Raw genomic sequence first — 26353 nt, forward strand, 5'->3', positions numbered from 1 at the left:
TTGAAGAAAAGAAAAGCCCTTCGACAAGCTCAGGGCGAACGGAGTTGAGAGGCAGTAGCTTTATGCAGACCATCAATTTTGACATCGATGCGGACGGCATCGCCACGCTGACTATCGACGTGCCGGGTCAGTCGATGAATGTCATCGGTCCCGATTTCCTCGCCGATCTAGACGAGGCAATCGTGCGCATCGGTTCGGAAGAAGCGATCAAGGGCGCGGTGATTGCTTCGGGCAAGGATAGCGGGTTCATGGCGGGCATGGACCTGAAATATTTCGGGTCGATGCTGGCGAGCGCGACGGGCAAGCGCTCTGCCCCGGCCGACATTTTCGACAAGGTTTTCGTACTCAATCAGCTCTTTCGGCGACTGGAGACATGCGGCAAGCCGGTGGCTTGTGCGATCGAGGGGACCTGCGTCGGCGGTGGGTTCGAACTGGCGCTGGCCTGTCACCGGCGGGTAGTGGGAGACAGCCCCAGGACGCAGCTGGGCCTACCGGAAATCCTGATCGGCCTTTTCCCTGGCGGCGGCGGGTCGCAGCGCCTGCCGCGCCTGATCGGCGTGCAGGCGGCGCTGATGTATATGTTGCAGGGCAAGCTGTTCCGCCCGGCCGAAGCGGCGATGCTGAAGGCCGTCGATGAAGTCGTGCCGCAAGGCACGGCGGTCGCTAAGGCGAAAGAGTGGGTGAAGGCCAATCCGTCCGCCAGCGCGCAGCCGTGGGATGTAAAGGGCTTCAAGTTTCCGGGCGGTGCGGGCGCGTTCAACCCTGCCTTCGTGCAGATGATGGTCGGCGCGGTACCGATGACTTTGAAGCAGACGCAGCGGAACATGAATGCGCCGGTGGCTCTGCTGTCGGCGGTCTATGAAGGCGCTCTGCTGCCGTTTGATCGGGCGATACGGGTGGAGAGCAAATATTTCGCCAAGGTCGCTGCGGAACCGCAGGCGGCGAACATGATCCGCAGCCTGTTCGTGAACAAAAATGCCGCCGAACGCGGCGCGCGGCGGCCGAAGGATCAACCCAAGGCGCCGACGAAGAAGCTCGCCATGCTGGGCGCGGGCATGATGGGAGCGGGGATTGCGACGGTGGCGGCGCAGGCGGGCATGGAGGTCATGCTGTTCGACCGCGACCTCGCCTATGCCGAGAAAGGCAAGGCGCATGTCGAGGATGTGCTGAAGAAGCGGCTGGGCCGTGGCATGACGCCAGAAAAAATGGCGGAAACGCTGGCCCGCGTGACGCCGACGACCGACTACGCGGCGCTCGCCGGGGCTGATTTTGTGATCGAAGCCGTGTTCGAGGATGTCGCGATCAAGGCGGAGGTGACCAAGAAGCTCGAGGAAGTTTTAGGGTCTGATGTGATCTTCGGGTCCAACACGTCGACGCTGCCGATCACCAAGCTCGCCAACGCATGGAGCAAGCCCGCCAATTTCATCGGCATCCACTTCTTTTCCCCGGTGGAGAAGATGCCGCTGGTCGAGATCATCCTGGGCAAGGAGACCGGCCCCGCCGCGATCGCCAAGGCCCTGGATTTCGTCAGTCAGATCAAGAAAACGCCGATCGTCGTCAATGACTCGCGCGGTTTCTATACCTCGCGCTGTTTCGGCACCTATGTGCAGGAAGGCGTCGAGATGGTGGCCGAGGGGATCAACCCGGCGCTTATCGAAAATGCCGGGCGGCAATTGGGGATGCCGGTCGGGCCTTTGGCTGTTGGTGACGAAGTGTCCATCGAGCTGGGCCACAAGATCGTCGTCGCCGCGCAGAAGGAATTGGGTGATGCCTATGTAGCGCAGCCATCCGACGCGGTGATGGCGCGCATGGTCGAGCTGGGGCGGCTTGGGCGCAAGAGCGCGAAGGGATGGTATGATTATCCCGAGGGCGACAAGAAGCATCTATGGCCAGGACTGGAAGACATGTTTCCGCGCGCGGCGGTGCAGCCTGATGTGGAAGAGGTGAAGGAACGGCTGCTTTATCGGCAGCTGGTAGAATGCGCCCGCTGTTATGAGGAGGGCGTGCTGGAGACGGTGGAAGATGGCGATTTGGGCGCGATCTTTGGTTGGGGCTTTGCGCCTTGGACGGGTGGGCCGTTTTCCCACATGGATACGGTCGGGATCGGCCATGTGGTAGCCGTGCTGGAGCGGCTGGCGGCGCGGCATGGGGATCGCTTTGCGCCGACCTTGCAGTTGCAGGATATGGCGGCGAGCGGGGTGGCTTTTTATGACGATGGGGTGAAGGCTGCGGCTTGAAGGCTGAAGCTCGCGATTTAGGTCCCTCACCCCCGTTCGGGCTGAGCCTGTCGAAGCCTTCTCTTTCTAAGAAGAAAAGTCCTTCGACAAGCTCAGGACGAACGGAGGTTGGGTGAGAGTGATGCCATGCCACCCCGGTCGCGGTGTTCGTCCGATTGATCTCGCAGCGCAACACGGAAGGCTGTCAATCGTTTGGACAGTGCGTTAGGTCTCGCCCGACATTTTCGGGAGACGTCCTTTTTATGAGCGAAAAGCCCACGGTTCTGGTCACGGGCGGTGCCGGTTATATTGGAAGCCATGCGGTGCTGGCGCTGCGCGATGCCGGTTATGGCGTCGTCGTGATCGACAATCTGGTGACGGGTTTTCGCTGGGCGGTGCCGGACAATTTGGCCTTCGTTGAGGGCGATATTGCCGACCAGCCACTGGTGCAACAAGCTCTGCGCGATTACGACGTGAAGGCGATCATGCACTTTGCCGGGTCCGTCGTGGTGCCGGAATCGGTCGAGAACCCGCTCAAATATTATCACAACAATAGCGCCAAGACCCGCGACCTGATCGAGAGCGCGGTGACGGTTGGCGTGCCGCATTTCATCTTTTCCTCCACCGCCGCGACCTATGGCATTCCGGAGGAAAGCCCCGTCAAGGAGACGACACCGCAGCGGCCGATCAATCCCTATGGCATGTCCAAGCTGATGACCGAATATATGCTGCGCGATGTCAGCGCGGCGCATCCGATGAACTTCTGCGCGCTGCGATATTTCAACGTCGCGGGCGCTGATCCGCAGGGGCGGACGGGTCAGTCGACGGCTGGCGCGACGCACCTGATCAAAGTGGCGGTCGAGGCTGCGCTGGGGAAACGGGAGTTTGTGTCGGTGTTCGGGACCGATTTCGACACGCTGGATGGGACGGGCGTGCGCGACTATATTCATGTCACCGATCTGGCGGCGGCGCATGTGCTGGCGCTGGACGCGCTGATGGCCAGGCCGGAACAGAATTATCTGCTCAATTGCGGCTATGGGCGCGGCTTTTCCGTGCTGGAAGTGCTGGATGCGGTTGATCGGGTGACGAACATCAAGATCGACCGGCGGATGGAGGGACGGCGCGCGGGCGATCCGGACTCGCTGATCTCCGACAATCGGGCGATCATGGCGGAATTTCCGTGGCAGCCGCGCTATGCCGATCTGGACCAGATCGTCACCCATGCGCTAGCGTGGGAGCGCAAGCTGACTGACATAAGGGGCGATCGCGATGCCCACTGAGCATCTTTTTGTTGATGGCGGTCTGGCGGCGGCCGACATGGCGCGGCGGATCGAGTTCGTACTGGGCGATGCGATCGCAGCGCGGGGGGTGGCGACGATCGCGCTGTCAGGCGGGCGATCGCCTCGGCCGGTGCTGGAGGCGCTTTCGGCGGCGGGATTGGATTGGGACAAGGTCGTCGTGACGCTGGTCGATGAGCGATGGGTGGCGCCCGATCATGCGGACAGCAACGAGCGTCTGGTTCGCGAGACGCTGTTGCAGGGCGCGGCGGCTAAGGCGCGGTTCGTTGGCATGAAGAATGACGCCGCGGATGCCTATGCGGGGCAGGCTGCGTGTGAAGCGGCACTGGCGGAGCTGCCTTGGCCGCTCGACATCGTGCTGCTCGGCATGGGCGAGGATGGGCATACGGCTTCGCTGTTCCCGGAGGCGAAGGAGCTGACCGAGGGGCTGGCTACGAGCGCCCTGACGCTGGCCGTGACGCCGCCTGCCGCGCCGCATCAGCGCATGTCGCTGAGCGCCAAGGCGATCCTGAAGAGTCGGCATATTTTCCTGCAAATCGGTGGCGCGGCGAAGAAGGCGGTTTATGAACGCGCGCTGGCTGGCGGGCCAGTTGAGGAGCTGCCGATCCGGGTGGCGCTGTGCCAGCATGGCGTGTCGGTCGAGGTCTGGATTTCGGAGTAAGGCGCGCATGATTGCGCAGATTGATCCTTTTCATGCCATCGCCATTGGGGTGGAGGCGCATCGGCTGGAGGCCGAGGGGCGGTCGATCCTGCATATGGAGTTCGGCCAGCCTTCGACCGGCGCGCCTGCCGCTGCGATTGCCGAGGCGCATCGGGTGCTGGACAGCGATCCGATGGGATATTGGGAGAGCCCGGCGCTGAAGGAGCGGATCGCGCAGCTGTATCGGGAACGCTATGGCGTGGCAGTGGCGGCGGAGCAGGTCTTGCTGACCTGCGGCGCTTCGCCGGGGCTCGTGCTGGCGCTATCTTGCCTGTTCGCGCCGGGTGCGCGCGTGGCAACGGCGCGGCCCGGCTATGTCGCGTATCGCAATACGTTGAAAGCGCTTTATCTGGAGCCGGTCGAGGTGGATTGCGGGCCTGCCGAGCGATACCAGATCAGCGCGGCGGCGCTGGAGGCGATGGAGCCCGCGCCCGACGGCGTGATCATCGCGAGTCCGGCCAATCCGACGGGCACGATCATTCCCGCTGACGAGATGGCGCGAATCGCGGAGGTCTGTGTGCGGCGCGGAATCAGGATCGTGTCGGACGAGATTTATCACGGCCTCTCCTATGGCGAGGCGGCGCATTCGATGCTGGAGTTCGCGCCCGACACGGTGGTCGTGAACAGCTTTTCGAAATATTTTTCCATGGCCGGGTGGCGGCTTGGTTGGGTGGTGTTTCCGCAGGCGCTGGTCGAGGCGGCGCGAGCGCGAATGGGGAATTTGTTCCTGACGCCCCCTTCCCTCGCCCAGCATGCGGGGTTGAAGGCTTTTGACTGCCTCGATGAGCTGGAGGGGCATGTCGCGAATTATCGGCGGAACCGGGAGTTGCTGCTGGCGGCGCTGCCTTCGCTGGGGTTGAAGGAGATCGCGCCGCCGGATGGGGCCTTCTACATCTATGCAGATGTGGGGCATTTGACGGATGACAGCCTCGGCTTTTGCCAGCGGTTGCTGGAGGAGACCGGGGTGGCGACGGCGCCGGGTATCGATTTTGATCCGGTGGATGGGCACCGGCATATCCGCATCAGCTTTGCCGTGTCGACGGACAGGGTGGAGGAAGCGATCAGGCGGCTGGTGCCATGGTTTGGGGCGCAGCGGCAGCAGGTTTAGTTTTTTCCACGCGGAGGCGCGGAGACGCGGAGGAAGTTCGGAAAGGTCTATGTCATCCCAACGAAGGTGGGGATCTCGTGAGGCTAAGCCGTGCCGTATCGCCCGAGATGCCAGCTTTCGCTGGCATGACGTAAAGTTGTTTATGACGTGAAGCTGTGGGGGTCTCTGCTCCAAGAATACGGCTGGGTGAATGTTGACCCGCTGTTTGATCCATTATGGATGGACCGCTGCCGATTAACTGGAATTGTCATCTTTTTGCGCTAGGGAAGCCCCGCGACCCGAGGCTTTTACCTGGTAAAAGTCCCCCTTGGCCCGGCGGCTTCGTGCTGCCGGGTCATTCTTTTGTCGGTGGGAGGATGGTGCGGGCGGTCGGAATCGAACCGACACTCCTTTCGGAACCGGATTTTGAGTCCGGCGCGTCTACCAGTTTCACCACGCCCGCGTGCATGGCCTGCCCGCGCCAAATGGCAAAATCAGCTGCCAGCGTCCAGACAAAAATCAGATCGCGTGCATGATAAGGCTGTCGGGCGGTTGCAGGGGCGGCTGTGCGCCGATAGCCTGCTTGCGTAACGAAACCGTACCGCTATAGGACCGTTTCGTGCAGACCTGAAAAATTCCTCCCAACGGAAAAGGGCATCCTTTGACCGATCCGTCTGCCACATTCCTGCTTTTCGGTGCCACCGGCGATCTGGCGCACCGCATGATCTTTCCGTCGCTCTACAATCTGCTTAGCGACGGTCTGCTGCCCGATGACTTCATGATCGTCGCGTCGGGGCGTACGGAGATGGATGACGAAGCGTTTCGCGCCGACATCGACAAGGCGCTGCAAAAGTTCGTCGGCGCTGATCGCTATGATGCGGAAGTCGCGGCGCGGCTGAAAGCGATGATCGGGTATGAGCCGGTCGAAGCGGGGAAGCCGGAGCAATTCAAGAAGCTGGCGAAGCGGCTCGACGGACGGGCGGAGCGCGGGCTGTCGGTCTATCTGTCGACGCCCCCTTCCCTCTTCGCGCCCACGGCGCAGGGGCTGGCGGACGCGGGCCTCATCACACCGACGACGCGGATCGCGATGGAAAAGCCGATCGGCAAGGACCTCGCTTCTTCGAAGGAGGTCAATAACGGCATCGGCGCGTTGTTCGACGAAAGCCAGATTTTCCGGGTCGACCATTATCTGGGCAAGGAGACGGTGCAGAATCTGCTCGCCTTGCGCTTTGGCAATGTGATGTTCGAGCCGCTGTGGAACGCCACGGCGATCGACCATGTGCAGATCACGGTCGGCGAGACGGTCGGGCTGGAAGGCCGGGTTTCCTATTATGACGGCGTCGGCGCGCTGCGCGACATGGTGCAGAACCATGTGCTGCAAATCCTGTCGATCATCGCGATGGAACCCCCTGCCCGCATGGACCCGACCGCCGTCCGTGACGAGAAGGTCAAGGTGCTGCGATCACTGCGCCCGATGACGGCGGAGACGGTGAAGACCAACAGCGTACGCGGCCAATATACGCCGGGCGCGGTCGGCGGTGAGATCGTCACCGGCTATAGTGACGAATTGGGCAAGGCTTCCGACACCGAAACCTTCGTCGCGTTGAAAGCCCATATCGACAATTGGCGCTGGCAGGGCGTTCCCTTTTACCTGCGCACGGGCAAGCGAATGCCGACGCGCCAGTCGGAAATCCAGATTCAATTCAAGCCTGTGCGGCATTCGATATTCGGCCGCGACGGGCAACATTCGGGCGGCGGTTCGGGGCTGGAGCCCAACACGCTGATCATCCGGCTTCAGCCCGACGAATATATCCGCCTGCTGATCATGAGCAAAAGGCCGGGGCTGGAGCGCGACGTTCATCTGGAAGAGGTGACGCTGGACGTGTCGTTGACCGCCGCCTTTGCCGGGCAGCGGCGGCGGATTGCCTATGAGCGGTTGATCCTGGATCTGCTGGCGGGCGACCAGACTTTGTTCGTGCGCCGGGACGAGGTCGAAGCGCAGTGGACATGGATCGATTCCATCATCGACGGCTGGAAAGAAGCAGGGGTGAAGCCCTCGCCCTATGCTTCGGGGAACTGGGGGCCGTCTTCGGCCATTGCCCTGATTGAACGAGACGGAGCCAGCTGGCATGACTGATCTTCATCCGGTGATCGCCAAGGTCACCGAACGCATCGTAAAGCGGAGCGCGCCGCGCCGCCGCCAGTATCTGGACCTGATCGAGCGGGGGCGTGACGCCGGGACTAACCGCGCGCAACTGTCCTGCGGCAACCTTGCCCATGGCTTTGCGGCGAGCGGCGAGGACAAGCCGGTGATCCGCACGGGCAGCGCGATGAATATCGGCATCGTCACCGCCTATAATGACATGCTTTCGGCGCATCAGCCCTATGGCCGCTACCCCGAAGCGATCAAGATCGCCGCGCGTGAGGTCGGCGCGACGGCGCAGGTGGCGGGCGGCGTCCCGGCCATGTGCGATGGCGTGACGCAGGGACAGGCGGGCATGGACCTGTCGCTCTTTTCCCGCGACACGATCGCGCTAGCGACGGCGGTGTCGCTCAGCCATGCGATGTTCGAGGGTGCGGCGCTGCTGGGCATCTGCGACAAGATCGTGCCGGGGCTGCTGATCGGCGCGCTGCGTTTCGGGCATCTGCCGACGATCCTGATCCCCGCCGGGCCGATGCCATCGGGCCTCGCGAATAAGGAAAAGGTCCGCATCCGTCAGCTTTATGCCGAGGGGAAAGTCGGCAAAGAAGAGCTGCTGGAGTCCGAAAGCGCCAGCTATCATGGCTCGGGCACCTGCACATTTTACGGCACCGCCAACAGCAACCAGATGATGATGGAAGTGATGGGCCTGCACATGCCCTGCGCGTCCTTCGTCAATCCGGGTACGAAGCTGCGCAGCGAACTGACGCGGGCGGCGGTGCATCGGCTGGCCAGCATCGGATGGGACGGCGATGATTACCGGCCGCTCGGCCATTGCATCGATGAGAAGGCGATCGTCAACGCCATCATCGGCCTGATGGCTACCGGCGGATCGACCAACCATGCGATCCATGTGCCAGCGATAGCGCGGGCGGCGGGGATCAGCGTCGATTGGACCGACTTTGCGGAAATTTCCGATGTCGTGCCGCTGCTGGCGCGGGTCTATCCCAACGGCGCGGGCGATGTGAATAATTTCCACATGGCTGGCGGCATGTCCTTCGTCATCCGCGAGCTGCTGGACAACGGACTGCTGCACCGGGACATCATGACGGTGGCTCGAGCCGACCTGACCGATTATGGCAAGGAGCCGGTGCTGGAGGATGAAGCGCTGCAATGGCGCGACGTTCCGGTATCGCGCGATGACGCCATCCTGCGGCCGGTGACGAGCGCCTTCAGCCCTGATGGCGGCATGCGCCTGCTGGCGGGCAATCTGGGCCGCTGCGTCATGAAGGTGAGCGCGGTCGAGAAGGAACGCTGGACCATCGAGGCTCCGGCGGCCGTGTTCCAAGATCAGGACGATGTCCTGCGCGCCTTTAAGGCGGGTGAGTTGGAACGCGACGTCGTGGTCGTGGTCCGTTTTCAGGGGCCGCGCGCGAACGGCATGCCGGAATTGCACAAGCTGACCCCGGCGCTGGGCGTGTTGCAGGATCGCGGGTTCCGCGTGGCGCTGGTGACGGACGGGCGCATGTCGGGGGCTTCGGGCAAGGTGCCCGCTGCCATTCACCTGTCGCCCGAAGCATTGGGTGGCGGGCCGATCGCCAAGCTGCGCGATGGCGACATGGTGCGGGTCTGTGCTGACAAGGGATTGATCGAGGCGCTGGTCGATGCGGCGGAGTGGGACGCGCGCGAGCTGCCCGTGCCGCCGCCGCCGCCCTATGACACGGGCCGCGAACTATTTGCGCTTTTCCGCCATCATAGTGATCTGGCGGAAAGCGGCGCGTCGCCGATTCTGGCTGCGATGGAAGCTGAATTATAATCCCCCACCCGTCATGCCAGCGCATGCTGGCATCTCCGGCGAGAGGGCACGGCCCGGCCTTACGAGAACCCAGCTTGCGCTGGGATGACGCCATGATTGGAGTGGTCCTATGACCGACATCATCGCTGCCGACATTGGCGGTACAAATGCCCGCTTTGCTCGCGCCAAACTGAGCGCGCGGAACGTGCCCACATTGGGCAAGGTGCGGAAATACAAGGTTGCGGACTTTCCCAACCTGCAAGCCTGCTGGGCAGCTTTCGCGCATGATGAAGGCGGCAATCTGCCCAAGGCGGCATCGATCGCCTTTGCCACCGCGATCGGGCGCGATGTTATCAAGCTGACCAACAGCAGCTGGATGATCAGGCCCGACACGCTGGACGAGGAACTGGGCCTGAAGCAGATGCGGCTGGTCAATGATTTCGAAGCGGTAGCGCATGCCGTCGCGCGCCTGCCGGACGACAATCTGCCGCTGCTGTTCGGGCAAGACCGGCCTTTCCCCCGCGACGGCGGCGTTACGGTGGTGGGTCCGGGCACGGGCCTTGGCGTCGCGATGATCGCGTTCGACGACGGCGAGCCGCATGTGATCGCGACCGAAGGCGGACATATCGACTTCGCGCCGCTTGATACGCTGGAGGAAAAGATCCTCGCCTATCTGCGCGACAAATTCCTGCGCGTGTCTACCGAGCGGGTCGTGTCGGGGCCGGGCCTCAACAATATCTACAAGGCAATGGCGACCATCGGTCATGACCGCGTCATCCTGATGGAGGATGCCGAATTGTGGCAGGCAGCCATTGACGGCACGGACGAGTTCGCCCGGGCGGCGTTCGATCGCTTGTGCCTTTGCTATGGATCGGTCGTGGGCGACCTGGCGCTGGCGCAGGGGCCGAACGCGGTCGTGCTGGCGGGCGGACTGACGCAGCGGATGCGCGGCTTGCTGCCACAGAGCGGCTTTCATCGGCGCTTCGTCGCCAAGGGGCGGTTTGAAAGCCTGATGGCGACGGTGCCCATCCGCCTTGCCGTGCATGAAGAGATTGGACTTTACGGGGCGGCCGCCGCCTTTCGGGAGAAGAAATAATGTCGCTCAGCGTTGAACAGGTGATGGAGCTGGCGCCGGTCATCCCGGTGCTGGTGGTGGATCGGGTGGAAGACGCGCTGCCCATCGCGCAGGCTCTGGTGAAGGGCGGCCTGCCTGCGCTGGAAGTCACGCTGCGCACGCCCGCTGCGCTGGACGTGATCCGCGAGATGGCGAAGGTCGAGGGCGCGGTGGTCGGCGCTGGCACCGTGCTGAACCCGTCGCAACTGGACGCGGCAATGGAGGCAGGCGCGCGGTTCATCGTCAGCCCTGGCCTCACTGAACCGCTGGGCAAGGCGGCGATCGCGGCGCGGGTGCCGATCCTTCCCGGAACGGCCACGGCGGGCGACATCATGCGCGGGCTGGACCTGGGCCTTACCCATTTCAAATTTTTCCCGGCGGAGACTTCGGGCGGGCTGCCCGCTTTGAAGGCGCTGGCCGCGCCCCTTCATGTCGCGCGCTTTTGCCCGACGGGCGGGATTACGGCGGAAAGTGCGCCGAAATGGCTGGCCGAACCCTTTGTGAAGTGCGTCGGCGGTAGCTGGGTCGTGCCCAAGGGGCCGGTCGATGCCGCGAAGATCGAGGCTTTGGCGCGTGAGGCTGCGGCGCTGCCGCGCTGACGTTTCGCGCTGCCGCCATTGCGCAGCGGGATTTCCCGCCCTAGATCAGCGCCATGATCCTGCGTAGGCTGCTCCCTTCCATCGCCCTTTTCCTTTCTGGCTGTGCCGGGACGCTGACGGGCTATCCTTCACTCGCCAAGCGGGCGGTGGAGAATGCGCCGGTGGGAGAAGCTCCGGCTGCTCCGGTGCCGGTTGAGGCCGATCCGGCTTTGCGGGCGCAGGTTGACCGATTTGCGGCGCAGGCGCAGGCGGGCAGTGCGGCGTTCGACAAGGCATGGCCCGGCGCGGATCGGGCAACGCGAGCTGCTGCGGGCGCGGCGGTGTCCAGCGAATCCTGGGTCGCGGCGCAGCTTGCTATCAGCGCGCTGGAGGCGGCGCGGAATGATAGCGTTTCGGCGCTCGCCAGTCTCGACACGCTTTATGTCGAGCGTAGCAATGCGCTGGCGGAGGACAAAGCCAAGGGTGGGGTGGAGCAGATCGATGCGGCGCGGAAGGTGGCGCTGGCGATCGTGGATGCGCAGAATGACCGGATCGATGCGGTTAAGGGGCGGCTGGCTCAGCCTTGAATTTTTGGGGCTACGCGAACGTTAGATTTCCGTTCGGGCTGAGCTTGTCGAAACCCTTTTCTGTTGTTCAAGAAAGTGAAGCCCTTCGACAGGCTCAGGGCGAACGGATGCAAGTATGTGGTTCAGGCGTCCGCCTTCAATGCGCCCTTGTGCGCTTTCGCATTGTGGACATAGCGGTCAACGCCTTCGCGCATGTTGATCAGCGCTTCGTCGCTCAAATCGCGCACATATTTGGCGGGGCGGCCGGTCCAAAGCTGCCGGTGCGGGACTCTGCGGCCTGGCGCTAACAGCGCTCCGGCGGCCAGCATCGCGTCGCTTTCGATGACACAGCCGTTCATCACCACTGCGCCAAGACCAACAAAGGCGCGGTCCTTGAGTTCGCAGCCGTGGATCATCGCCATATGGCCGATCAGGACATCATCGCCGATGATCGTGGGCCAGCCATCCGGCTTGGCGGGATCGGGGCCGTCGCAGTGGATGACGCTGCCGTCCTGAATATTCGTGCGCGCGCCGATGCGGATCGCGTTGACGTCGCCGCGCACGACGCAATTATACCAGATGCTGCTATCCGGCCCGATCTCCACATCGCCGATGATGCGCGCGCCCGGCGCGATGAAGGCGCTGGGGTGGATGACCGGGGTCTTGCCGCCAAAGGTCAGGATGGTCGCCCCGGGATGATCGGCATGGGCGGCGTGCGGATGATCGGGCATGGCGTCAGGCTCCCAGCAGCCGCGCGGCGTGGAGCGCGTGATAGGTGAGAACGCCCGAGCAACCGGCGCGTTTGAACGCTAGCAGCGTTTCCAGCACCAGCGCGTCACGGTTGCCCACTCCCGCAGCGACGGCGGCTTCGATCATCGCATATTCGCCCGACACCTGATAGGCGAATACGGGCACCTCGAACCGGTCCTTCACCCGCGCGATAATGTCGAGATAGGGCAGGCCCGGCTTCACCATGACGCTGTCCGCGCCCTCCGCGAGGTCGAGTGCCACTTCGCGCAGCGCTTCCTCGCTGTTGGCCGGGTCCATCTGGTAGCTCTTCTTGTCGCCCTTCAGAAGGCCGCTGGAGCCGACCGCGTCGCGGAACGGGCCGTAAAAGGCGCTCGCATATTTGGCGGCATAGGCCATGATCTGGACATTGGCGTGGCCTTCTTCCTCCAGCGCCTCGCGGATCGCACCGACGCGGCCGTCCATCATGTCGCTGGGCGCGATGATGTCCGCGCCCGCCGCCGCCTGGTTCAGGGATTGGCCGATCAGCACGTCAATCGTGGCGTCGTTGATGACATAGCCCTGCTCGTCGAGCAGGCCGTCCTGGCCATGGGCGGTATAGGGATCGAGCGCGACGTCAGTGAGGATTCCGATGTCCGGCACTGCGTCCTTGATCGCGCGGATGGCGCGGCACATCAGGTTGTCGGGGTTAAGCGCTTCTTCCCCATCATCGCTGCGGCGATCGGCCTGCGTGTTGGGGAACAGCGCGAGACAGGGAATGCCAGCGTCGCGGGCTTCCCGCGCGCGGGCCACCATGCCATCGACCGACCAGCGCGAGACGCCCGGAAGGGACGCGATCGGTTCCTCCACCCCCTGCCCTTCCGTGACGAAGAGCGGCCAGATGAGGTCGCTCGGGTGCAGGCGATTTTCGGCGTGCAGCGCGCGGGTCCAGGCGGCGGCGCGGGTGCGGCGCAGGCGGAGCGCCGGATAAGAAGTGTGGGTCATCGGCGGGGTTTAGGCCGCCCGGACCACCCGATCAAGGTTCCGCTGTGCCATGTCGGAGCTATGTAAGGATGCGCGCGGAACGAAAGCTCACCTTCTTGGCGAGATCCCACGATCCATCGCTGCGATAATACCAGGCCGCTAGACCCGCGATGCGGAGCGGGCGGGGACGAAACTCTGCCTTCAACTGATCGGCAAGTGCGCGAGCGAGCGATGGCTCCACCTTATTTTGGACGGTGATGTGCAGGCGGGGACGCGCTTGATCCTGCGGGGTGAGCAGGCCGCGAAAAGCTTCGGCCAGTTCGTCCCGAATTGCGAGCAGGCCGTCACTATTAAGGCCGAACGCGACGCCCCGGCCGAGTAACATGACGCCGGTTATCATCGCGAGCGGCGGCGGCGCGGCGCACACCCGCTTCATCCTGTCGCTCAATTCCGGCAGCAGCGTCGGCGGCAGATGATGGAACAGCGAAATATGCGCGGGCACCTTGTTGCGTTCCGGCGGGAAATGGGCACGGCGGAGGCCATCCGCCCAGGCGAAATCCTCCGCTCCCATAAGCGCCGTCAATAGGATCGGCGCGGTGCCCGGGCCTTCAGTCAGCCGGATGTTCCTTCAGCCATTGCAGCACCGGTTCCGGGCTCGTCTGGCCGTAGGGATCGTCATCCTCTCCGATATCGTTGATGCCGGGCTCCTCGAACCATGCGACCACCTGACCGTCATCGACCACCATAGCGTAGCGCCAGCTCCGGTCACCAAAGCCCAGATGATCCTTCTTCACCAGCATGCCCATGCGGCGTGTGAAGTCGCCCGATCCGTCGGGCAGCAGCTTCACATTCTTGATGCCGAGATGCTTGCCCCACTGGTACATGACAAAGGAGTCATTGACCGAAATGCAGTAGACATCGTCCACTCCCAGCGCCCTGAAATCGTCGTAGAAGCGTTCGAAAGCAGGGCATTGTTCGGTCGAACAGGTCGGGGTGAAGGCACCCGGCAGCGAAAATACGACCACCCGCTTACCCTTGAACAGGTCGCCCGTCTGGACATCCTGCCAGCGGAAAGGATTGGGGCCGCCAACGCTTTCGTCGCGCACGCGGGTCTTCAGCGTTACATCAGGTATGGAACGTCCGAGCATTTCATCATCTCCCGGTCAGCATCGCTTTCACGCGGTGAAACGCATCTATATGATGGTCGGCTACGTGGGCAAAGGCTTCAGGGAGGGGAAACTCATATGAGCACGTCACGATCCTTCAAATTCATCGCAATCGGCCTGCTGATCTGGAATTTGATCGGCGTGGCGGCCTTTGCCATGCAATATGGCGCTGATCTGGCGACGCTGGCGGAAAGCGATCCCTACACCGCTCGCATCTTTGCAGAGATGCCGGATTGGGCTTGGGCGGCCTATGCTGTTGCGGTGGGCGCAGGGACGGCTGGAGCCATGCTATTGTTGCTGCGGAAGGCGGCGGCAGTGGCGTTGTTCGCGCTGTCGATGGTCGCTGTCGTGGTGCAGTTTGGCTACAGCTTTTTGGGCACCGATTTGTGGGCGGTGAAGGGCGCGGCGGCGGCGGTGTTTCCGGCGGTGATATTCGCCATTGCGGTTGGGCAGTGGCTTTATGCGATGCGGTTGAGGGCGACGGGTGTGCTGCGGTGAACTGGGCAGAGTAGGCGCTATTTCGGCCCCACCATCGTTCCGCGGCGGTCGTTCAGTCGCTTCATCCTTCCGTCATGCCAGCGGAGGCTGGCATCTCTCTCGATTGCTCTCGCCCTAGCCGGGGAGATCCCAGCGTTCGCTGGGATGACGAGAGCAATTACAGGCGTTCGTCAAAGTTCCCCGCGCGCGCGGCGGATTTCGAACCATTTGCGGACATTCTCATTATGCTGCTGGAGCGTGTCAGCGAAGATATGGCCGCCCTTCCCGTCAGCGACGAAATAGAGCGCCTTTGTTTCGGCGGGATGCAGCACGGCCAGGATCGACAGCTTGCCGGGATTGGCAATCGGCCCCTTGGGCAGGCCTGTCATCGCGTAGGTGTTATAGTCGTTAACCGCAGCGATCTCCGACTTCTTGATCCGGCGGCCGAGCGGTTTGCCCTTGGTGATCGGGTAGATGATGGTCGGGTCGGCCTGAAGCATCATCCCGGCCTTCAGGCGGTTGCCATAGACGCCCGCGACGGTAGGCCGTTCCGACGGAATAGCCGTCTCCTTTTCAACGATGCTGGCAAGGATGAGCGCCTCCTTGGGCGATTTCGCCACGCTGTTGGGCGCGCGTTCGGCCCATAGCTTGGCGAGAGTGCGCGTCATCGCGTCCTGCATGCGTTTGAGCACGGCGACGCGGCTTTCGCCCTTGTCGAACGCATAGCTGTCGGGAAGCACGCTGCCCTCGGCGGGGACCGAGACATCCCCGGTCAACTCGTCATTCGCCATCAGCCGTTCATGCACCATGATGGAAGGCATGCCCTCCGGAATGGTGACGAGGCGGGTCAACGTCTTGCCGCCTTGAAGGATCGAGAAAATGTCGGCGTTGCTGGCGCCCTTGGGGATCAGGAATTCGCCCGCCTTGATCGACTTTCCACGCCCGAACACCTTGGTCCGGGTGAGGAATGCGTCGGCGGAGCGCACCGCGCCCGCCTGTTTCAGAAGGACTGCGGCGTCCGCTACGGTCGCCCCATCAGGCACGATGACAGTGACGTCGCGCGGCGCAGGCCCCGCTTCAGTCCAGCCATAAACGAAGCGGAATGCCACGAAGGCGGCGACGGCCAGGCCGATCGCAAGGATAACCAGCCCGAACCGCCGCATGGCTCTATCCTCAGATCGCCTTCATGATGAGCGACGCATTGGTGCCGCCGAAGCCGAAGCTGTTGTTGAGGACGGCGCGCACCTTCCGCTCCTTGGCCACGTGCGGGACAAGATCGACGCCCGCGCAGCTTTCGCTCGGCTCATCAAGGTTGAGCGTGGGCGGTACGATCTGGTCGCGCATGGCGAGGATACAGAAGATGCTTTCCACCGCGCCCGCACCACCCAGAAGGTGACCGATCGCCGACTTGGTGCTGCTCATCGACATGGTCGAGATATTGTCACCGAACAGCCGCTTGACCGCGCCCAGCTCCAGCTCGTCGCCCAGCGGGGTCGAAGTGCCGTGCGCGTTCACATAGTCGATGTCCGCGAGGCTGAGGCCCGACTTCCTGAGCGCCATTTCCATCGAACGGTAGCCACCGCTACCCTCTGGATGCGGCGCCGTGACGTGATAGGCGTCGCCGGACAGGCCATAACCGATGACCTCGGCATAGATGTGAGCGCCGCGCTTCTTGGCATGCTCATATTCTTCGAGCACAACCACGCCCGCGCCTTCGCCCATGACGAAGCCGTCGCGGTTGACGTCATAAGGGCGGCTCGCCTTTTCCGGCGTATCGTTGAACGCGGTCGAAAGAGCGCGCGCCTGGGCGAAACCGGCAATGCCGATCGGGCAGATCGCGCTTTCCGCGCCGCCCGCCAGCATGACGTCGGCGTCGTCCATCGCGATCATGCGCGCGGCGTCGCCAATCGAATGCGCGCCGGTCGAGCAGGCAGTGACCACCGCATGGTTGGGACCCATGAGGCCATATTTGATCGAGACCTGACCGGAAATCAGGTTGATGAGGCGGCCGTGGACGAAGTGGGGGGAAACCCGGCTCGGCCCCTTGTTGGCCAGCACCAGCGATTCGCTTTCGATGCCCGGCAGGCCACCGATCCCCGACCCGATCGAGCAACCGGCGCGCAGACGCTCTTCCTCGCTCATATTGTCGAGGCCCGCATCGCGCAGCGCCTGGCTGGCGGCGGAAATGCCATAGACGATGAAAGGATCGACCTGCCGCTGGATCTTGTGATCGACATCCAGGCTCGGATCATAGCCATATTCATGGTCCGCGGGCTTCACTTCGCAGGCGATGCGGCACTTATATTCGCTGGCGTCAAAGCGCGCGATCGTCGCGGCGCCGGACTTCGAAGCAAGGATGTTCTTCCAGGTAGTTTCGACATTCCCGCCAAGCGGGCTCACCATGCCGAGGCCGGTTACGACAACGCGACGCATATATCTGCTCCGAAAATCTTCATAGGTTTGGGCCGCTCCTTAGCTGCTTCGAGAGCGCTTGTGAACGGTGCACCAGATACGAAAAGGCTCCCCAAGACCGGATTCGCCGGACAGGAGGAGCCATTTCCTTCAAAAAACGCAGGCAGCCGACCCCCGGTCAGCCGCACAACATTCTTACTGCTTGCTGTCGATATAATCGATCGCGTCCTTGACGGTGCCGATCTTCTCAGCTGCGTCGTCGGGGATTTCCACGCCGAATTCTTCTTCGAACGCCATCACCAGCTCAACGATGTCGAGGCTGTCTGCGCCCAGATCATCGATGAAGCTTGCATCCTCGGTCACCTTTTCGGCTTCGACGCCCAGATGTTCGACGACGATTTTCTTAACGCGATCCGCGGTCTCACTCATGAGTGGTCCTTTTTACTGGGTATCGTTGAGGTTGTGAATATTTGTTAAGGCATGCCCTAGAGGCAAGCCCCGACGGAGGCAAGAGGCAAGAAAAGATCGAAACGCATGATTCCCGCCCTTCCATGCGCCTGAATGGCACAAGGCCGTCCAATTGCGATGGATGAGTGGCCGCTTTCTGCCTCTTTCAAGGTTCAGATCATCGCCATGCCGCCATTAACATGCAGGGTCTGGCCAGTGACGTAGCCTGCCTCACGGCTGGCGAGATAGACAACCGCAGCACCGATATCCTCGCCTGTGCCGAGGTCGCCTGCGGGAATCTTCTGAAGGATGGCGCCCTTCTGCGCATCATTGAGCGCGTCGGTCATTGCCGAGCGGATGAAGCCGGGCGCGACGCAGTTGACGGTGACCCCCCGGCTCGCCAGTTCCTGGCCGAGCGACTTGGACATGCCGATGATGCCTGCCTTTGACGCGGCATAATTGGCCTGACCGGGATTGCCGGTGACGCCGACGATCGAGGTGATCGAGATGATGCGGCCGAAGCGCGCCTTCATCATCGGCTTGGCAGCGGCACGGGCAAGGCGGAAGGCGGCTTCCAGATTGACCGAGATGACATCGGACCATTCCTCATCCTTCATCCGCATGATGAGGTTGTCGCGGGTGATGCCAGCATTGTTGACTAGAATGTCGATCTTGCCGCCGAGCGCTTCCACGGCCTGAGCCACGAGGCCGTCGACTGCTGCGGGATCGGACAGGTTGCAGACCAGCGTCTTGTGATCGCCGCCCAACTCAGCAGCGAAAGCCTTGAGCTTTTCCTCATTGCTGCCCGAAAGCGCCAGCGTCGCACCCTGCGCCGCCAGCGACCGGGCGATCGCTGAACCGATACCACCGGAAGCGCCCGTGACCAGCGCGGTCATGCCTGTCAGATCGAACATAGCTTTTTATCCTTATCTTAGAGAGCGGCGAGGGTGGCTTCGATGTCGTCCATGGTGACGACGCTGCGGACAGTGGCATCGGGGGCGATGCGCTTGACCATGGGGCCGAGCACCTTGCCGCCCAGTTCGACGAACTCGGTCACGCCCGCGTCCCACATGGCGGCGACGGATTCGCGCCAGCGGACGCGGCCGGTCACCTGTTCGACCAGGCGGCGCTTGATCTCGTCGGGGTCTGCGATCGGTGCGGCGAGGACGTTGGCATAGACGGGGAGCAGCGGGGTGTTGATGGCGGCCTTAGCCAGTGCCTCGTCCATCGCTTCCGCAGCGGGTTGCATCAACGGACAGTGGAATGGCGCCGAGACGGGCAGCAGCACGCCGCGCTTGATGCCATGGTCCTTCACCAGGGCGACTGCGCGCTCGATTGCGCCGCGATGGCCGGAAATCACCACCTGGCTCGGATCATTGTCGTTTGCGACGGTGCAGACTTCACCTTCCGCTGCCGCGTCCGCCAGCGCCTGCGCCTTTTCGATGTCGGCGCCCAGCAGGGCCGCCATTGCGCCTTCGCCAACCGGGACAGCCGCCTGCATCGCTTGGCCGCGCAGTTTAAGGAGGCGCGAAGTCGTGCCGATGTCGAAAGCTTCGACGGCGCAGAGCGCGCTATATTCGCCAAGGCTGTGCCCAGCGACGAAATCGCCCTTTTCCGCCAGCGAGAAGCCGCCTTCGCGCTGCATCACCCGCAAGGTCGCAAGCGCATTGGCCATGATCGCGGGCTGCGCATTTTCGGTGAGGGTGAGGTCACTTTCGGGGCCTTCCACCATGATGCGGAACAAATGTTGCGACAGGGCGTCATCGACCTCCTGAAACAGTTCCTTCGCGGCCGGGCTCGCTTCGGCCAAAGCCTTACCCATACCAACCGACTGGCTACCCTGCCCCGGAAACAGAAATGCCCTCATCATTCACCTTCTGACGCAAGGACGCCTGCAAAAGCGCCGTTTTTCAACATCGTTACACTTTGAGACACAAATGCCGTTGAGACATCAGGTCCCTTTCGGCAGTTTCCCTGACTGGACCGCCTCAACCCCCAAGGTGGCGTCCCTTTAACGACGACGGAGTGCAAGGAAAAGGTGCGATATCGCATTGGCTGGATCAGCGGGACGGCTTTGACGCTCTCGGCTTGCGCGGCAGGGCCTGACTATCGGGCGCCGCAACCGGCTGCATTGGGTGTGCCGGGCAGCTACTACACCGATCCTGTGAGCGGCGCTCTGAGCGAGGCGGATCTGGCAAGCTGGTGGACCCGGCTGAACGATCCGGTGCTGACAGGGCTGATAAATCAGGCGGTGGCCAGCAACCTGGACATCGTGCAGGCGCAGGCGCGGTTGCGGCAGGCACGGGAGTCGCTGGCGCAGGCGCGGGCGGCTTTCCTGCCGCAGGTCAACGCGTCGGGTTCTGGCGGACGGAATTATTCCAATCGTAGCGGCAGCACGCGCGTCATCGACGGCAATGTCGTATCCACCGGATCGGATAAATGGAGCAGCAGCTATTCGCTGGGTGCGAATGCGAGCTGGCAGATCGACCTGTTCGGGGAGTTGGCCCGGTCGGCTGAGGCTGCGCGCGCGGATCTGGCCGCGTCCGGCTATGACCTTGCCAATGTGCGACTGACCATCATAGCCGAACTGGTGACCAACTATATTCAGGCACGGCAGGCGCAGGAGCAGTTGCGCATCGCCCGCGAAACCCAAGCCATTCAGCAGGATAACTACAACATCGCCAACTGGCGGCTTCAGGCTGGGCTGGTTTCATCACTCGATGAGCAGCAGGCCCGCGCCCAGCTTGCCCAGACGAACACGGCGATCCCGCAGCTGGAGGCGAGCCTGCGCGGCAGCCTGAATCGCATTGCCGTGCTGACCGGGCAAGCGCCTGGTGAAGCGACGCGCGTGCTGGAAGCCCCTGCCCCGATCCCGGTTGCTTCTACCATGATCGCTACCGGCATTCCCGCCGATACGCTGCGCCAGCGGCCCGACGTCCGCGCGGCTGAGAGGAATTTGGCGGCGGCGACAGCGCGGATCGGCGTGGCGCAGGCGCAGCTTTACCCGTCATTGGGGATCAGCGGAAATATCGGCACCAACGCGACCAGCATCAAAAGCCTGTTCGATATCATCACCGGCGGCGTCTTTGCCAATGTCGCACAGGTTATCTTCGATGGCGGACGGCTCGCGTCCCAGGTGCGATCGCAAAAGGCCGCCACGGATGCTGCTTTCGCGACCTACAAGAAGAGCGTGCTGACGGCGCTTGAGGATGTCGAGAATGCCATGGCGTCCCTGAACAGCGCCCGCCAACGCAAGGCCGAGTTCGCCACCGCCTTCGATGCATCGAACAACGCTGCCCTGCTGGCGCGAAGCCAGTATCAGTCTGGGCTGATCGATTTCCAGACGCTCTCCAACACCGAAACCACGCTGTTGAACGCGCGCAACAGCCTTGCGGCTGCGCAAGCCGACGAGGTCCTTGCCATCGCCCAGCTCTACAACGCGCTGGGTGGCGGCTGGCAGAATATGGACAACCGCCCCAATGAGCAATGATGTGAGCACGGACAAGGATCTGGACGAATTTCTCGGCGCGCGTCCCGAAAAACCCTGGCGCAAATGGGTGGTTCGGGGCGTGGTGGCGCTGGCGCTGCTGATCCTTATCCTGCTACTCGCCCGCTGTTTTTCGGGCGAGGACAAGCCGAACTTCGCCACCCGGGAGGTGCGGCGCGGCGACCTGACGGTGACGGTATCGGCCACCGGCAATTTGAAGCCGATCAATCAGGTGGATGTGGGCTCTGAACAATCGGGAAAGATCACGCGCGTCTATGTCGATGTGAACGATCGCGTCACGAAAGGGCAGAGGCTAGCCGAGCTTGATACCCGGCGTCTGGTGGATTCGGTGACCCAAAACCAGGCGCAGGTGGCTGCTTCGCAGGCCAGTGTCAGTCAGGCGCAGGCGCAGGTTGCGCTGGCCAAGGCGACGCTCGACCGGCAGTTGAACGTCTTCCGCCTGTCGGGCGGGCGCGTGCCTGCCAAGACGGAGTTGGATGCGGCTCGTGCTGATTATGAGTCCGCCTTGGGCAATCTGCGCGCGCAGCAGGCGCAGGTCAGTGTATCGCGGGCTCAGCTTGCCACGGCGCAGACCAATCTTTCCATTGCGCAGATCGTGTCGCCGGTAACCGGCGTCGTCCTGTCCCGCGCCATTGAACCCGGTCAGACGGTGGCCGCTTCCTTCAATGCCCCTGTGCTGTTCACCATCGCCGAGGACCTGACCAAGATGGAGGTCGAAGTCGCGGTCGACGAAGCCGATGTCGGCCAGGTGAAGGAAGGCCAGGCGGCCACCTTTGCCGTCGATGCTTTTCCCGGTAGGAGCTTTCCTGCTCGGGTAACGCGGGTCAATGTCGGCTCCAACGCTTCGAGCAGTTCGTCTTCCTCATCAACAGGAAGCAGCACTACCGCCAGCACTAGCGGAACCGTGGTGGCTTACACGGCGGTGCTAGGTGTCGATAACAAGGATGAGACGCTGCGCCCCGGTATGACGGCGACCGCCGACATCGTAACCCAGCAGTTGAGCAACGTCCTGCTGGTTCCGAACGCGGCGTTGCGGTTCAAACCGAGCACGGGTGCCGGTCAGGGTGGCGGCATCACCAGCCAGATCGTGCCTAGCTCTCGCCGCTTCCGCCGTGGCGGCGCCAACCGGCAGGTCAGCTTCGGCATCGGCAGTAGCCAGACCGTTTATGTCGTGGGAGAGGACGGGAATCCCAAGGCCGTGCAAGTGACCGTCGGCGCCAGCGACGGCGCGCGTACGGCGATCAGCGGCGGCGCGTTAAAGCTGGGGATGCGGGTCATCACGGGCCAGTTGGCGGCAGGGCAGGAACCGCCTTCCGAGGACAGCTCGAACGGCGGCGGCCAGCGGCGTGATCGTTCTGGCGGCGGCGAACAGCGCGGCACCGGACGGCAGAGCGGAACCTGACACGGTGGCTGATCCGATCATTTCCCTGCGCGGCGTGACCAAGATATATGGTTCGGGCGCCACCGCCTTTCAGGCGCTAAAGGGTATCGACCTGGACGTTGAGGAAGGGGATTTCGTGGCGGTCATGGGGCCTTCGGGTTCGGGCAAGTCCACAGCGATGAACATTATCGGCTGCCTCGATGTACCCAGCAGCGGCGAGTTCCTGTTTAAGGGACGCCATGTCGAAACGCTGGACCGCGACCAGCGGGCGTTGCTTCGCCGCCGCTATCTGGGCTTCGTGTTTCAGGGCTTCAACCTCTTGTCCCGGACGAGCGCGCTTGAGAATGTCGAACTGCCGCTCCTGTATCGAGGCGAGGACAAGAAGAGCCGCTATGACGCGGGGATGGCGGCGCTCGACAAGGTGGGATTAAAAGAATGGTGGGACCACACGCCCGCTGAACTGTCTGGCGGCCAACAGCAGCGCGTCGCCATTGCGCGGGCAATCGTGACGCAGCCTGCCGTGCTGCTGGCCGACGAGCCTACGGGCAATCTCGATTCGGAGCGATCGATAGAGATCATGGAACTGCTGGCCGACCTCAACCGGAATAGCGGCATTACCGTGATAATGGTCACGCATGAACCCGACATGGCCGCCTATGCCCGCACGATCGTGCATTTCAAGGACGGGCTGGTGGAGCGGATCGATACGGGGGTGACGGCGTGAGAGTGACCTTCTTCAAATCTTCGCCCCTCCGGGGAGAAGGATACGGAGCCTTGGCGACGAAGGCGCCTAGGCGCAGTTGGATGAGGGTGAGAGGCTGCGCGCATCCCCCTCACCCAGCTTCGGCTAGGCAGCGCGCTGCCAAGCCTTCGCAACCCTCTCCCCGGAGGGGCGAGGGAGATCAGGGATGTTAGGGACCACTGTCACCCTGGCGTTCCGGGCGATCAACCGGCACAAGCTGCGCAGCTTCCTGACGACGCTGGGGATCATCATCGGCGTGGCGGCGGTAGTCACCATGGTGACGCTGGGCAATGGCGCGACGGCGGCGGTGCGGGAGCAGATCAGTTCGCTCGGCGCCAATGTGTTGCAACTGCGGCCGGGCCAAGGCTTTGGCCGGGGCGGCGGTGGCCCCCGGCCGCCAGACTTCAAGCCCGCCGACCTGACGGCGATCGAGAATCAGCTGACGGGCGTCCGCGCCGTCGCGCCGCTCGTGCAGTCAAGCGGCACAGCCATCTATGAGGGCAGCAACTGGTCGACCACCGTCTATGGCACGACCGCTTCCTATTTCGAGGTGCAAAGCTGGAAGGCTGACGCGGGCCGTCTCTTCATGCCGGAGGAGGAAGAGGCGGGCAAAGCCGTCTGCATCATCGGCAATACAGTACGCACCAACCTGTTCCAGGGAAGCGATCCCACGGGCAAGCGCCTGCGCATCAAGGGCGTATCCTGTCAGGTCATCGGCGCACTGGCGACACGCGGCCAAGGGGGCTTTGGCGATCAGGACGATGTCGTCGTCATGCCGATCAAGTTCGTGCAGCGCCGCTTCACCGGCGACCGCGACATCAGCCAGATCATGATCGCGGTGGACGATGCCTATGACACCTCCACGGTGCAGTCGAGCCTGGAAGAATTGATGCGCGAACGGCGCAAGGTGAAGCCGGGGGCGGACGATAATTTCAACGTCTTCGATACCAAGCAGATCAGCGATACGCTGACGGGGACGACCACCATCCTGACGCAGATCGTCGCGGCGGTAGCGGCGATTTCTCTTCTGGTGGGCGGGATCGGCATCATGAACATCATGCTGGTTTCGGTGACCGAGCGCACCCGCGAGATCGGCATCCGCCTGGCCATCGGCGCTGTCGCGCGGGAAGTGTTGATGCAGTTCCTGGTGGAAGCGATCGTTCTATCCTGCCTGGGCGGGCTGATCGGCCTGATCCTCGCGCTAATCGCGTCGATTGCCATCGCCCCGCTGATGCAGGTGCCTTTCATCTTCGATGTGAAGGTGAACATGATCGCCTTCCTCTTTTCGGCGGCGATCGGGATGGTGTTCGGCTATTTCCCGGCCCGGCGGGCAGCGGCGCTCAATCCTATCGATGCCCTGCGGCACGAATAGGCGCTGTTACAATTTCAGACAGTTGAACCGTCTCATCGGCACAAGCTTGCGACAAGTCCGGCCTAAATCTGTCTTCAACGCCGAAGCAAAGGCGCGACAGATTAAGAGCAAAGGAGCAAGTGAGATGATCAAGAAACTGCTGATGACGCTGGCCGCAACGACGATGGTCGTAAGCCCCATGGTCGCCGCACAGGCGCAGGCCGCGCCGCATCGCGAAATGACCCGCGTCGTCCATCAAGGCCCGCATAGCCGCACCGTAGTCAAGCATAGGGTGGTCAAGCACAAGACGGTCGTGCGCAAGAACGACTATCGCCGCTGGGGCAAGGGTCAGCGCTTCGACCGCCGCTATGCCCGCGATTATCGCGTGATCAACGATTATCGCGACTATCGCCTGAACGCCCCGCCGCGCGGTTATCACTGGGTCCGTTCCGGCAATGACGCAGTGCTGGTCGCGATCACCAGCGGCATCATCGGCGCGGTGATCGGCAGCGCGATCCGTTAAGGCTTCGCTCCACCGAGCGGCCAGAAAGCGCCCCGGGGACCTCTCTCCCTCCGGGGCGCTTCATGATCTATATCAAACATAATGTTTAAACCGTTGAGGATTTAAAACGCTTGGCAAGGGGCTCGATATTTTCCGGGAAGCAACATGTCCTTGTATCAGATCATGTATATCAGCAGCGCGACAGGCGCCGTCTCACCCAGCCAGTGCGCGACGATCGCGCAGGCTGCTTCGCGCAGGAACAGTGGCGACGACGTGACCGGATTGCTGCTCTACAATGGCAAGCGCTTTCTCCAGGTGCTCGAAGGGCCAAAGGACAATGTCGAGCGGATCTACAGCCGGATCGGCCTCGATGACCGCCACCGGGGGCTCGTGATGTTGCGCAAGCAGGAGATCGATGCCCGTGAGTTCGGTGAATGGGGCATGGCCTATGACGACCCCTTCCGTCCTTCCGAGGCTTTGAAGCACAAGGTCGCCGCGTTGCTCGACGGCGCGGGAGCCTCCACGCGGGCGCATTTCATCGGCACGGCCGAGATGCACCGCAACTGAGAAGTCTTCCTTGCCAACCCGGCGCATTTCCGCCATAGGCGCCGCTTCGCGTGGGCCGGGGTGACTCGGATCCTGTGCGAAAAATGCTTGAGACGACAGCCGGAGGGGCGTTCCACATGGGGTGGGCGTCAGCGATCGGCCAACAGATGAGGCAATACCCATGGCTCTTTACGAGCATGTGTTCCTTGCGCGCCAGGATCTGGCACAGGCGCAGGTGGACGCACTGGCGGAAACCGCCACCAAGATCGTCGAGGATAATGCTGGCAAGGTGACCAAGGTGGAAACCTGGGGCCTGCGCAGCCTCGCCTACAAGATCGCCAAGAACCGCAAGGCTCACTATGTGATGCTGAACATCGACGCCCCCGCTGGTGTCGTCGCGGAACTGGAGCGCCAGACGCAGATCAACGAAGACATCATCCGCTACATGACCGTCAAGGTCGATGAGCTGGAAGCTGGCCCGTCGGTCATGATGCGCAAGCAGGAGCGTTCCGAACGTGGTGATCGCGGCCCGCGCGGCGATCGTGGCGATCGTGGCCCCCGCGAAGATCGTGGCCCGCGCCGCGACCGCGAAGAAGCCCCGGCTGGCGAATAAGGAG

At 62.8% G+C, this 26353-nt stretch carries 26 protein-coding genes and 1 tRNA gene; 17 read left to right on the forward strand and 10 right to left on the reverse strand.

Annotated elements, in window-relative coordinates; all coding sequences use genetic code 11:
* Nucleotides 1-62 precede the first annotated feature (62 nt).
* From ACYU81_RS01180 to ACYU81_RS01195, 4 genes are all read left to right on the forward strand, one after another.
* On the forward strand, nt 63-2237 hold the full coding sequence (locus ACYU81_RS01180) for a 3-hydroxyacyl-CoA dehydrogenase NAD-binding domain-containing protein (RefSeq protein ID WP_460985993.1): 2175 nt from the start codon (nt 63-65) through the stop codon (nt 2235-2237).
* A 242-nt stretch (nt 2238-2479) separates the two neighbouring features.
* Nucleotides 2480-3496, forward strand: coding sequence for a UDP-glucose 4-epimerase GalE (gene galE / locus ACYU81_RS01185; protein WP_460985994.1), 1017 nt, complete (start codon nt 2480-2482; stop codon nt 3494-3496).
* A complete protein-coding gene (pgl, locus tag ACYU81_RS01190; RefSeq protein WP_460985995.1) occupies nt 3486-4175 on the forward strand; it encodes a 6-phosphogluconolactonase in 690 nt (229 codons plus the stop codon). Before galE ends, pgl begins: the two co-directional genes overlap by 11 nt.
* Before the next feature lie 7 nt (nt 4176-4182).
* On the forward strand, nt 4183-5322 hold the full coding sequence (locus ACYU81_RS01195; RefSeq protein WP_460985996.1) for an aminotransferase class I/II-fold pyridoxal phosphate-dependent enzyme: 1140 nt from the start codon (nt 4183-4185) through the stop codon (nt 5320-5322).
* Nucleotides 5323-5679: 357 nt separating this feature from the next.
* Here ACYU81_RS01195 and ACYU81_RS01200 read toward each other — a convergent pair.
* Nucleotides 5680-5764, reverse strand: a tRNA-Leu gene (locus ACYU81_RS01200).
* A 198-nt stretch (nt 5765-5962) separates the two neighbouring features.
* On the opposite strand from ACYU81_RS01200, the gene zwf reads away from it, so the two are divergent.
* The 5 genes from zwf to ACYU81_RS01225 all read left to right on the forward strand — a co-directional run bounded on the left by zwf (nt 5963) and on the right by ACYU81_RS01225 (nt 11515).
* Nucleotides 5963-7438, forward strand: coding sequence for a glucose-6-phosphate dehydrogenase (zwf, locus tag ACYU81_RS01205; RefSeq protein ID WP_460985997.1), 1476 nt, complete (start codon nt 5963-5965; stop codon nt 7436-7438).
* Nucleotides 7431-9257 (forward strand): phosphogluconate dehydratase, encoded by a 1827-nt coding sequence (edd, locus tag ACYU81_RS01210; protein WP_460985998.1) that lies wholly within the window; start codon nt 7431-7433, stop codon nt 9255-9257. The genes zwf and edd overlap by 8 nt, the downstream gene beginning before the upstream one ends.
* A gap of 109 nt (nt 9258-9366) precedes the next feature.
* Nucleotides 9367-10332: a glucokinase gene (gene glk, locus ACYU81_RS01215; RefSeq protein WP_449473133.1), complete on the forward strand. Its 966-nt coding sequence runs from the start codon at nt 9367-9369 to the stop codon at nt 10330-10332.
* Nucleotides 10332-10949 (forward strand): bifunctional 4-hydroxy-2-oxoglutarate aldolase/2-dehydro-3-deoxy-phosphogluconate aldolase, encoded by a 618-nt coding sequence (gene eda / locus ACYU81_RS01220; RefSeq protein ID WP_460985999.1) that lies wholly within the window; start codon nt 10332-10334, stop codon nt 10947-10949. Before glk ends, eda begins: the two co-directional genes overlap by 1 nt.
* Nucleotides 10950-11002: 53 nt before the next feature.
* A complete protein-coding gene (locus tag ACYU81_RS01225; protein WP_460986000.1) occupies nt 11003-11515 on the forward strand; it encodes a hypothetical protein in 513 nt (170 codons plus the stop codon).
* Between the two features lie 122 nt (nt 11516-11637).
* Here the strand turns inward: ACYU81_RS01225 and ACYU81_RS01230 are convergent, their stop codons facing one another.
* Genes ACYU81_RS01230 through ACYU81_RS01245 form a run of 4 tightly spaced genes read right to left on the reverse strand, consistent with a single transcriptional unit; the run spans nt 11638 to nt 14352 of the window.
* On the reverse strand, nt 11638-12225 hold the full coding sequence (locus tag ACYU81_RS01230) for a gamma carbonic anhydrase family protein (RefSeq protein ID WP_460986001.1): 588 nt from the start codon (nt 12223-12225) through the stop codon (nt 11638-11640).
* A 4-nt stretch (nt 12226-12229) separates the two neighbouring features.
* Nucleotides 12230-13225: a porphobilinogen synthase gene (hemB, locus tag ACYU81_RS01235; RefSeq protein ID WP_460986002.1), complete on the reverse strand. Its 996-nt coding sequence runs from the start codon at nt 13223-13225 to the stop codon at nt 12230-12232.
* Nucleotides 13226-13283: 58 nt separating this feature from the next.
* Nucleotides 13284-13775, reverse strand: a complete 492-nt coding sequence (locus ACYU81_RS01240) for a 2'-5' RNA ligase family protein (protein WP_460988084.1) — start codon at nt 13773-13775, stop codon at nt 13284-13286.
* Nucleotides 13776-13812: 37 nt separating this feature from the next.
* Complete coding sequence (locus ACYU81_RS01245) at nt 13813-14352, reverse strand: redoxin family protein (protein WP_460986003.1); 540 nt, start codon at nt 14350-14352, stop codon at nt 13813-13815.
* Between the two features lie 96 nt (nt 14353-14448).
* On the opposite strand from ACYU81_RS01245, the gene ACYU81_RS01250 reads away from it, so the two are divergent.
* Nucleotides 14449-14868 carry a sugar transporter gene (locus tag ACYU81_RS01250; RefSeq protein WP_460986004.1) on the forward strand — a complete coding sequence of 140 codons (420 nt, stop codon included), beginning with the start codon at nt 14449-14451 and terminating at the stop codon, nt 14866-14868.
* A 170-nt stretch (nt 14869-15038) separates the two neighbouring features.
* Here the strand turns inward: ACYU81_RS01250 and mltG are convergent, their stop codons facing one another.
* The 5 genes from mltG to fabD all read right to left on the reverse strand — a co-directional run bounded on the left by mltG (nt 15039) and on the right by fabD (nt 19573).
* Entirely contained in the window at nt 15039-16010 is a 972-nt protein-coding gene (gene mltG / locus ACYU81_RS01255; protein ID WP_460986005.1) for an endolytic transglycosylase MltG, read from the reverse strand.
* A 10-nt stretch (nt 16011-16020) separates the two neighbouring features.
* Entirely contained in the window at nt 16021-17280 is a 1260-nt protein-coding gene (gene fabF, locus ACYU81_RS01260) for a beta-ketoacyl-ACP synthase II (protein ID WP_449473145.1), read from the reverse strand.
* A 174-nt stretch (nt 17281-17454) separates the two neighbouring features.
* A complete protein-coding gene (locus tag ACYU81_RS01265) occupies nt 17455-17688 on the reverse strand; it encodes an acyl carrier protein (RefSeq protein ID WP_006950224.1) in 234 nt (77 codons plus the stop codon).
* A 191-nt stretch (nt 17689-17879) separates the two neighbouring features.
* Nucleotides 17880-18620: a 3-oxoacyl-[acyl-carrier-protein] reductase gene (fabG, locus tag ACYU81_RS01270; RefSeq protein WP_460986007.1), complete on the reverse strand. Its 741-nt coding sequence runs from the start codon at nt 18618-18620 to the stop codon at nt 17880-17882.
* A 17-nt stretch (nt 18621-18637) separates the two neighbouring features.
* Nucleotides 18638-19573 carry an ACP S-malonyltransferase gene (fabD, locus tag ACYU81_RS01275; protein ID WP_460988085.1) on the reverse strand — a complete coding sequence of 312 codons (936 nt, stop codon included), beginning with the start codon at nt 19571-19573 and terminating at the stop codon, nt 18638-18640.
* Nucleotides 19574-19744: 171 nt separating this feature from the next.
* Between fabD and ACYU81_RS01280 the strand changes: the two genes are divergently transcribed.
* The 7 genes from ACYU81_RS01280 to rpsF all read left to right on the forward strand — a co-directional run bounded on the left by ACYU81_RS01280 (nt 19745) and on the right by rpsF (nt 26349).
* Nucleotides 19745-21196 (forward strand): efflux transporter outer membrane subunit, encoded by a 1452-nt coding sequence (locus ACYU81_RS01280; protein WP_460986008.1) that lies wholly within the window; start codon nt 19745-19747, stop codon nt 21194-21196.
* Nucleotides 21186-22616 (forward strand): efflux RND transporter periplasmic adaptor subunit, encoded by a 1431-nt coding sequence (locus ACYU81_RS01285; protein ID WP_460986009.1) that lies wholly within the window; start codon nt 21186-21188, stop codon nt 22614-22616. The genes ACYU81_RS01280 and ACYU81_RS01285 overlap by 11 nt, the downstream gene beginning before the upstream one ends.
* Before the next feature lie 4 nt (nt 22617-22620).
* A complete protein-coding gene (locus ACYU81_RS01290) occupies nt 22621-23319 on the forward strand; it encodes an ABC transporter ATP-binding protein (RefSeq protein ID WP_460988087.1) in 699 nt (232 codons plus the stop codon).
* A gap of 184 nt (nt 23320-23503) precedes the next feature.
* Nucleotides 23504-24709, forward strand: a complete 1206-nt coding sequence (locus ACYU81_RS01295; protein ID WP_460986010.1) for an ABC transporter permease — start codon at nt 23504-23506, stop codon at nt 24707-24709.
* 124 nt (nt 24710-24833) lie between these two features.
* Nucleotides 24834-25211, forward strand: a complete 378-nt coding sequence (locus ACYU81_RS01300) for an RcnB family protein (protein ID WP_460986011.1) — start codon at nt 24834-24836, stop codon at nt 25209-25211.
* A 144-nt stretch (nt 25212-25355) separates the two neighbouring features.
* Entirely contained in the window at nt 25356-25757 is a 402-nt protein-coding gene (locus tag ACYU81_RS01305) for a BLUF domain-containing protein (RefSeq protein ID WP_460986012.1), read from the forward strand.
* 160 nt (nt 25758-25917) lie between these two features.
* Entirely contained in the window at nt 25918-26349 is a 432-nt protein-coding gene (gene rpsF, locus ACYU81_RS01310; RefSeq protein WP_449473159.1) for a 30S ribosomal protein S6, read from the forward strand.
* The last annotated feature ends 4 nt before the right edge of the window (nt 26350-26353 follow it).

The sequence above is a fragment of the Sphingobium sp. TomTYG75 genome, assembly GCF_054771635.1.

Coding starts and splice junctions, on each gene's coding strand:
- glk (WP_449473133.1), top strand. CDS start 9,367: ATGACCGACATCATCGCTGCCGACATTGGCGGTACAAATGCCCGCTTT.
- fabD (WP_460988085.1), bottom strand. CDS start 19,573: ATGAGGGCATTTCTGTTTCCGGGGCAGGGTAGCCAGTCGGTTGGTATG.
- hemB (WP_460986002.1), bottom strand. CDS start 13,225: ATGACCCACACTTCTTATCCGGCGCTCCGCCTGCGCCGCACCCGCGCC.
- galE (WP_460985994.1), top strand. CDS start 2,480: ATGAGCGAAAAGCCCACGGTTCTGGTCACGGGCGGTGCCGGTTATATT.
- ACYU81_RS01180 (WP_460985993.1), top strand. CDS start 63: ATGCAGACCATCAATTTTGACATCGATGCGGACGGCATCGCCACGCTG.
- eda (WP_460985999.1), top strand. CDS start 10,332: ATGTCGCTCAGCGTTGAACAGGTGATGGAGCTGGCGCCGGTCATCCCG.
- mltG (WP_460986005.1), bottom strand. CDS start 16,010: ATGCGGCGGTTCGGGCTGGTTATCCTTGCGATCGGCCTGGCCGTCGCC.
- ACYU81_RS01230 (WP_460986001.1), bottom strand. CDS start 12,225: ATGCCCGATCATCCGCACGCCGCCCATGCCGATCATCCCGGGGCGACC.
- ACYU81_RS01245 (WP_460986003.1), bottom strand. CDS start 14,352: ATGCTCGGACGTTCCATACCTGATGTAACGCTGAAGACCCGCGTGCGC.
- edd (WP_460985998.1), top strand. CDS start 7,431: ATGACTGATCTTCATCCGGTGATCGCCAAGGTCACCGAACGCATCGTA.
- ACYU81_RS01305 (WP_460986012.1), top strand. CDS start 25,356: ATGTCCTTGTATCAGATCATGTATATCAGCAGCGCGACAGGCGCCGTC.
- ACYU81_RS01300 (WP_460986011.1), top strand. CDS start 24,834: ATGATCAAGAAACTGCTGATGACGCTGGCCGCAACGACGATGGTCGTA.
- ACYU81_RS01295 (WP_460986010.1), top strand. CDS start 23,504: ATGTTAGGGACCACTGTCACCCTGGCGTTCCGGGCGATCAACCGGCAC.
- pgl (WP_460985995.1), top strand. CDS start 3,486: ATGCCCACTGAGCATCTTTTTGTTGATGGCGGTCTGGCGGCGGCCGAC.
- rpsF (WP_449473159.1), top strand. CDS start 25,918: ATGGCTCTTTACGAGCATGTGTTCCTTGCGCGCCAGGATCTGGCACAG.
- ACYU81_RS01195 (WP_460985996.1), top strand. CDS start 4,183: ATGATTGCGCAGATTGATCCTTTTCATGCCATCGCCATTGGGGTGGAG.
- fabF (WP_449473145.1), bottom strand. CDS start 17,280: ATGCGTCGCGTTGTCGTAACCGGCCTCGGCATGGTGAGCCCGCTTGGC.
- ACYU81_RS01250 (WP_460986004.1), top strand. CDS start 14,449: ATGAGCACGTCACGATCCTTCAAATTCATCGCAATCGGCCTGCTGATC.
- ACYU81_RS01240 (WP_460988084.1), bottom strand. CDS start 13,775: ATGGGAGCGGAGGATTTCGCCTGGGCGGATGGCCTCCGCCGTGCCCAT.
- fabG (WP_460986007.1), bottom strand. CDS start 18,620: ATGTTCGATCTGACAGGCATGACCGCGCTGGTCACGGGCGCTTCCGGT.
- ACYU81_RS01225 (WP_460986000.1), top strand. CDS start 11,003: ATGATCCTGCGTAGGCTGCTCCCTTCCATCGCCCTTTTCCTTTCTGGC.
- ACYU81_RS01285 (WP_460986009.1), top strand. CDS start 21,186: ATGAGCAATGATGTGAGCACGGACAAGGATCTGGACGAATTTCTCGGC.
- ACYU81_RS01265 (WP_006950224.1), bottom strand. CDS start 17,688: ATGAGTGAGACCGCGGATCGCGTTAAGAAAATCGTCGTCGAACATCTG.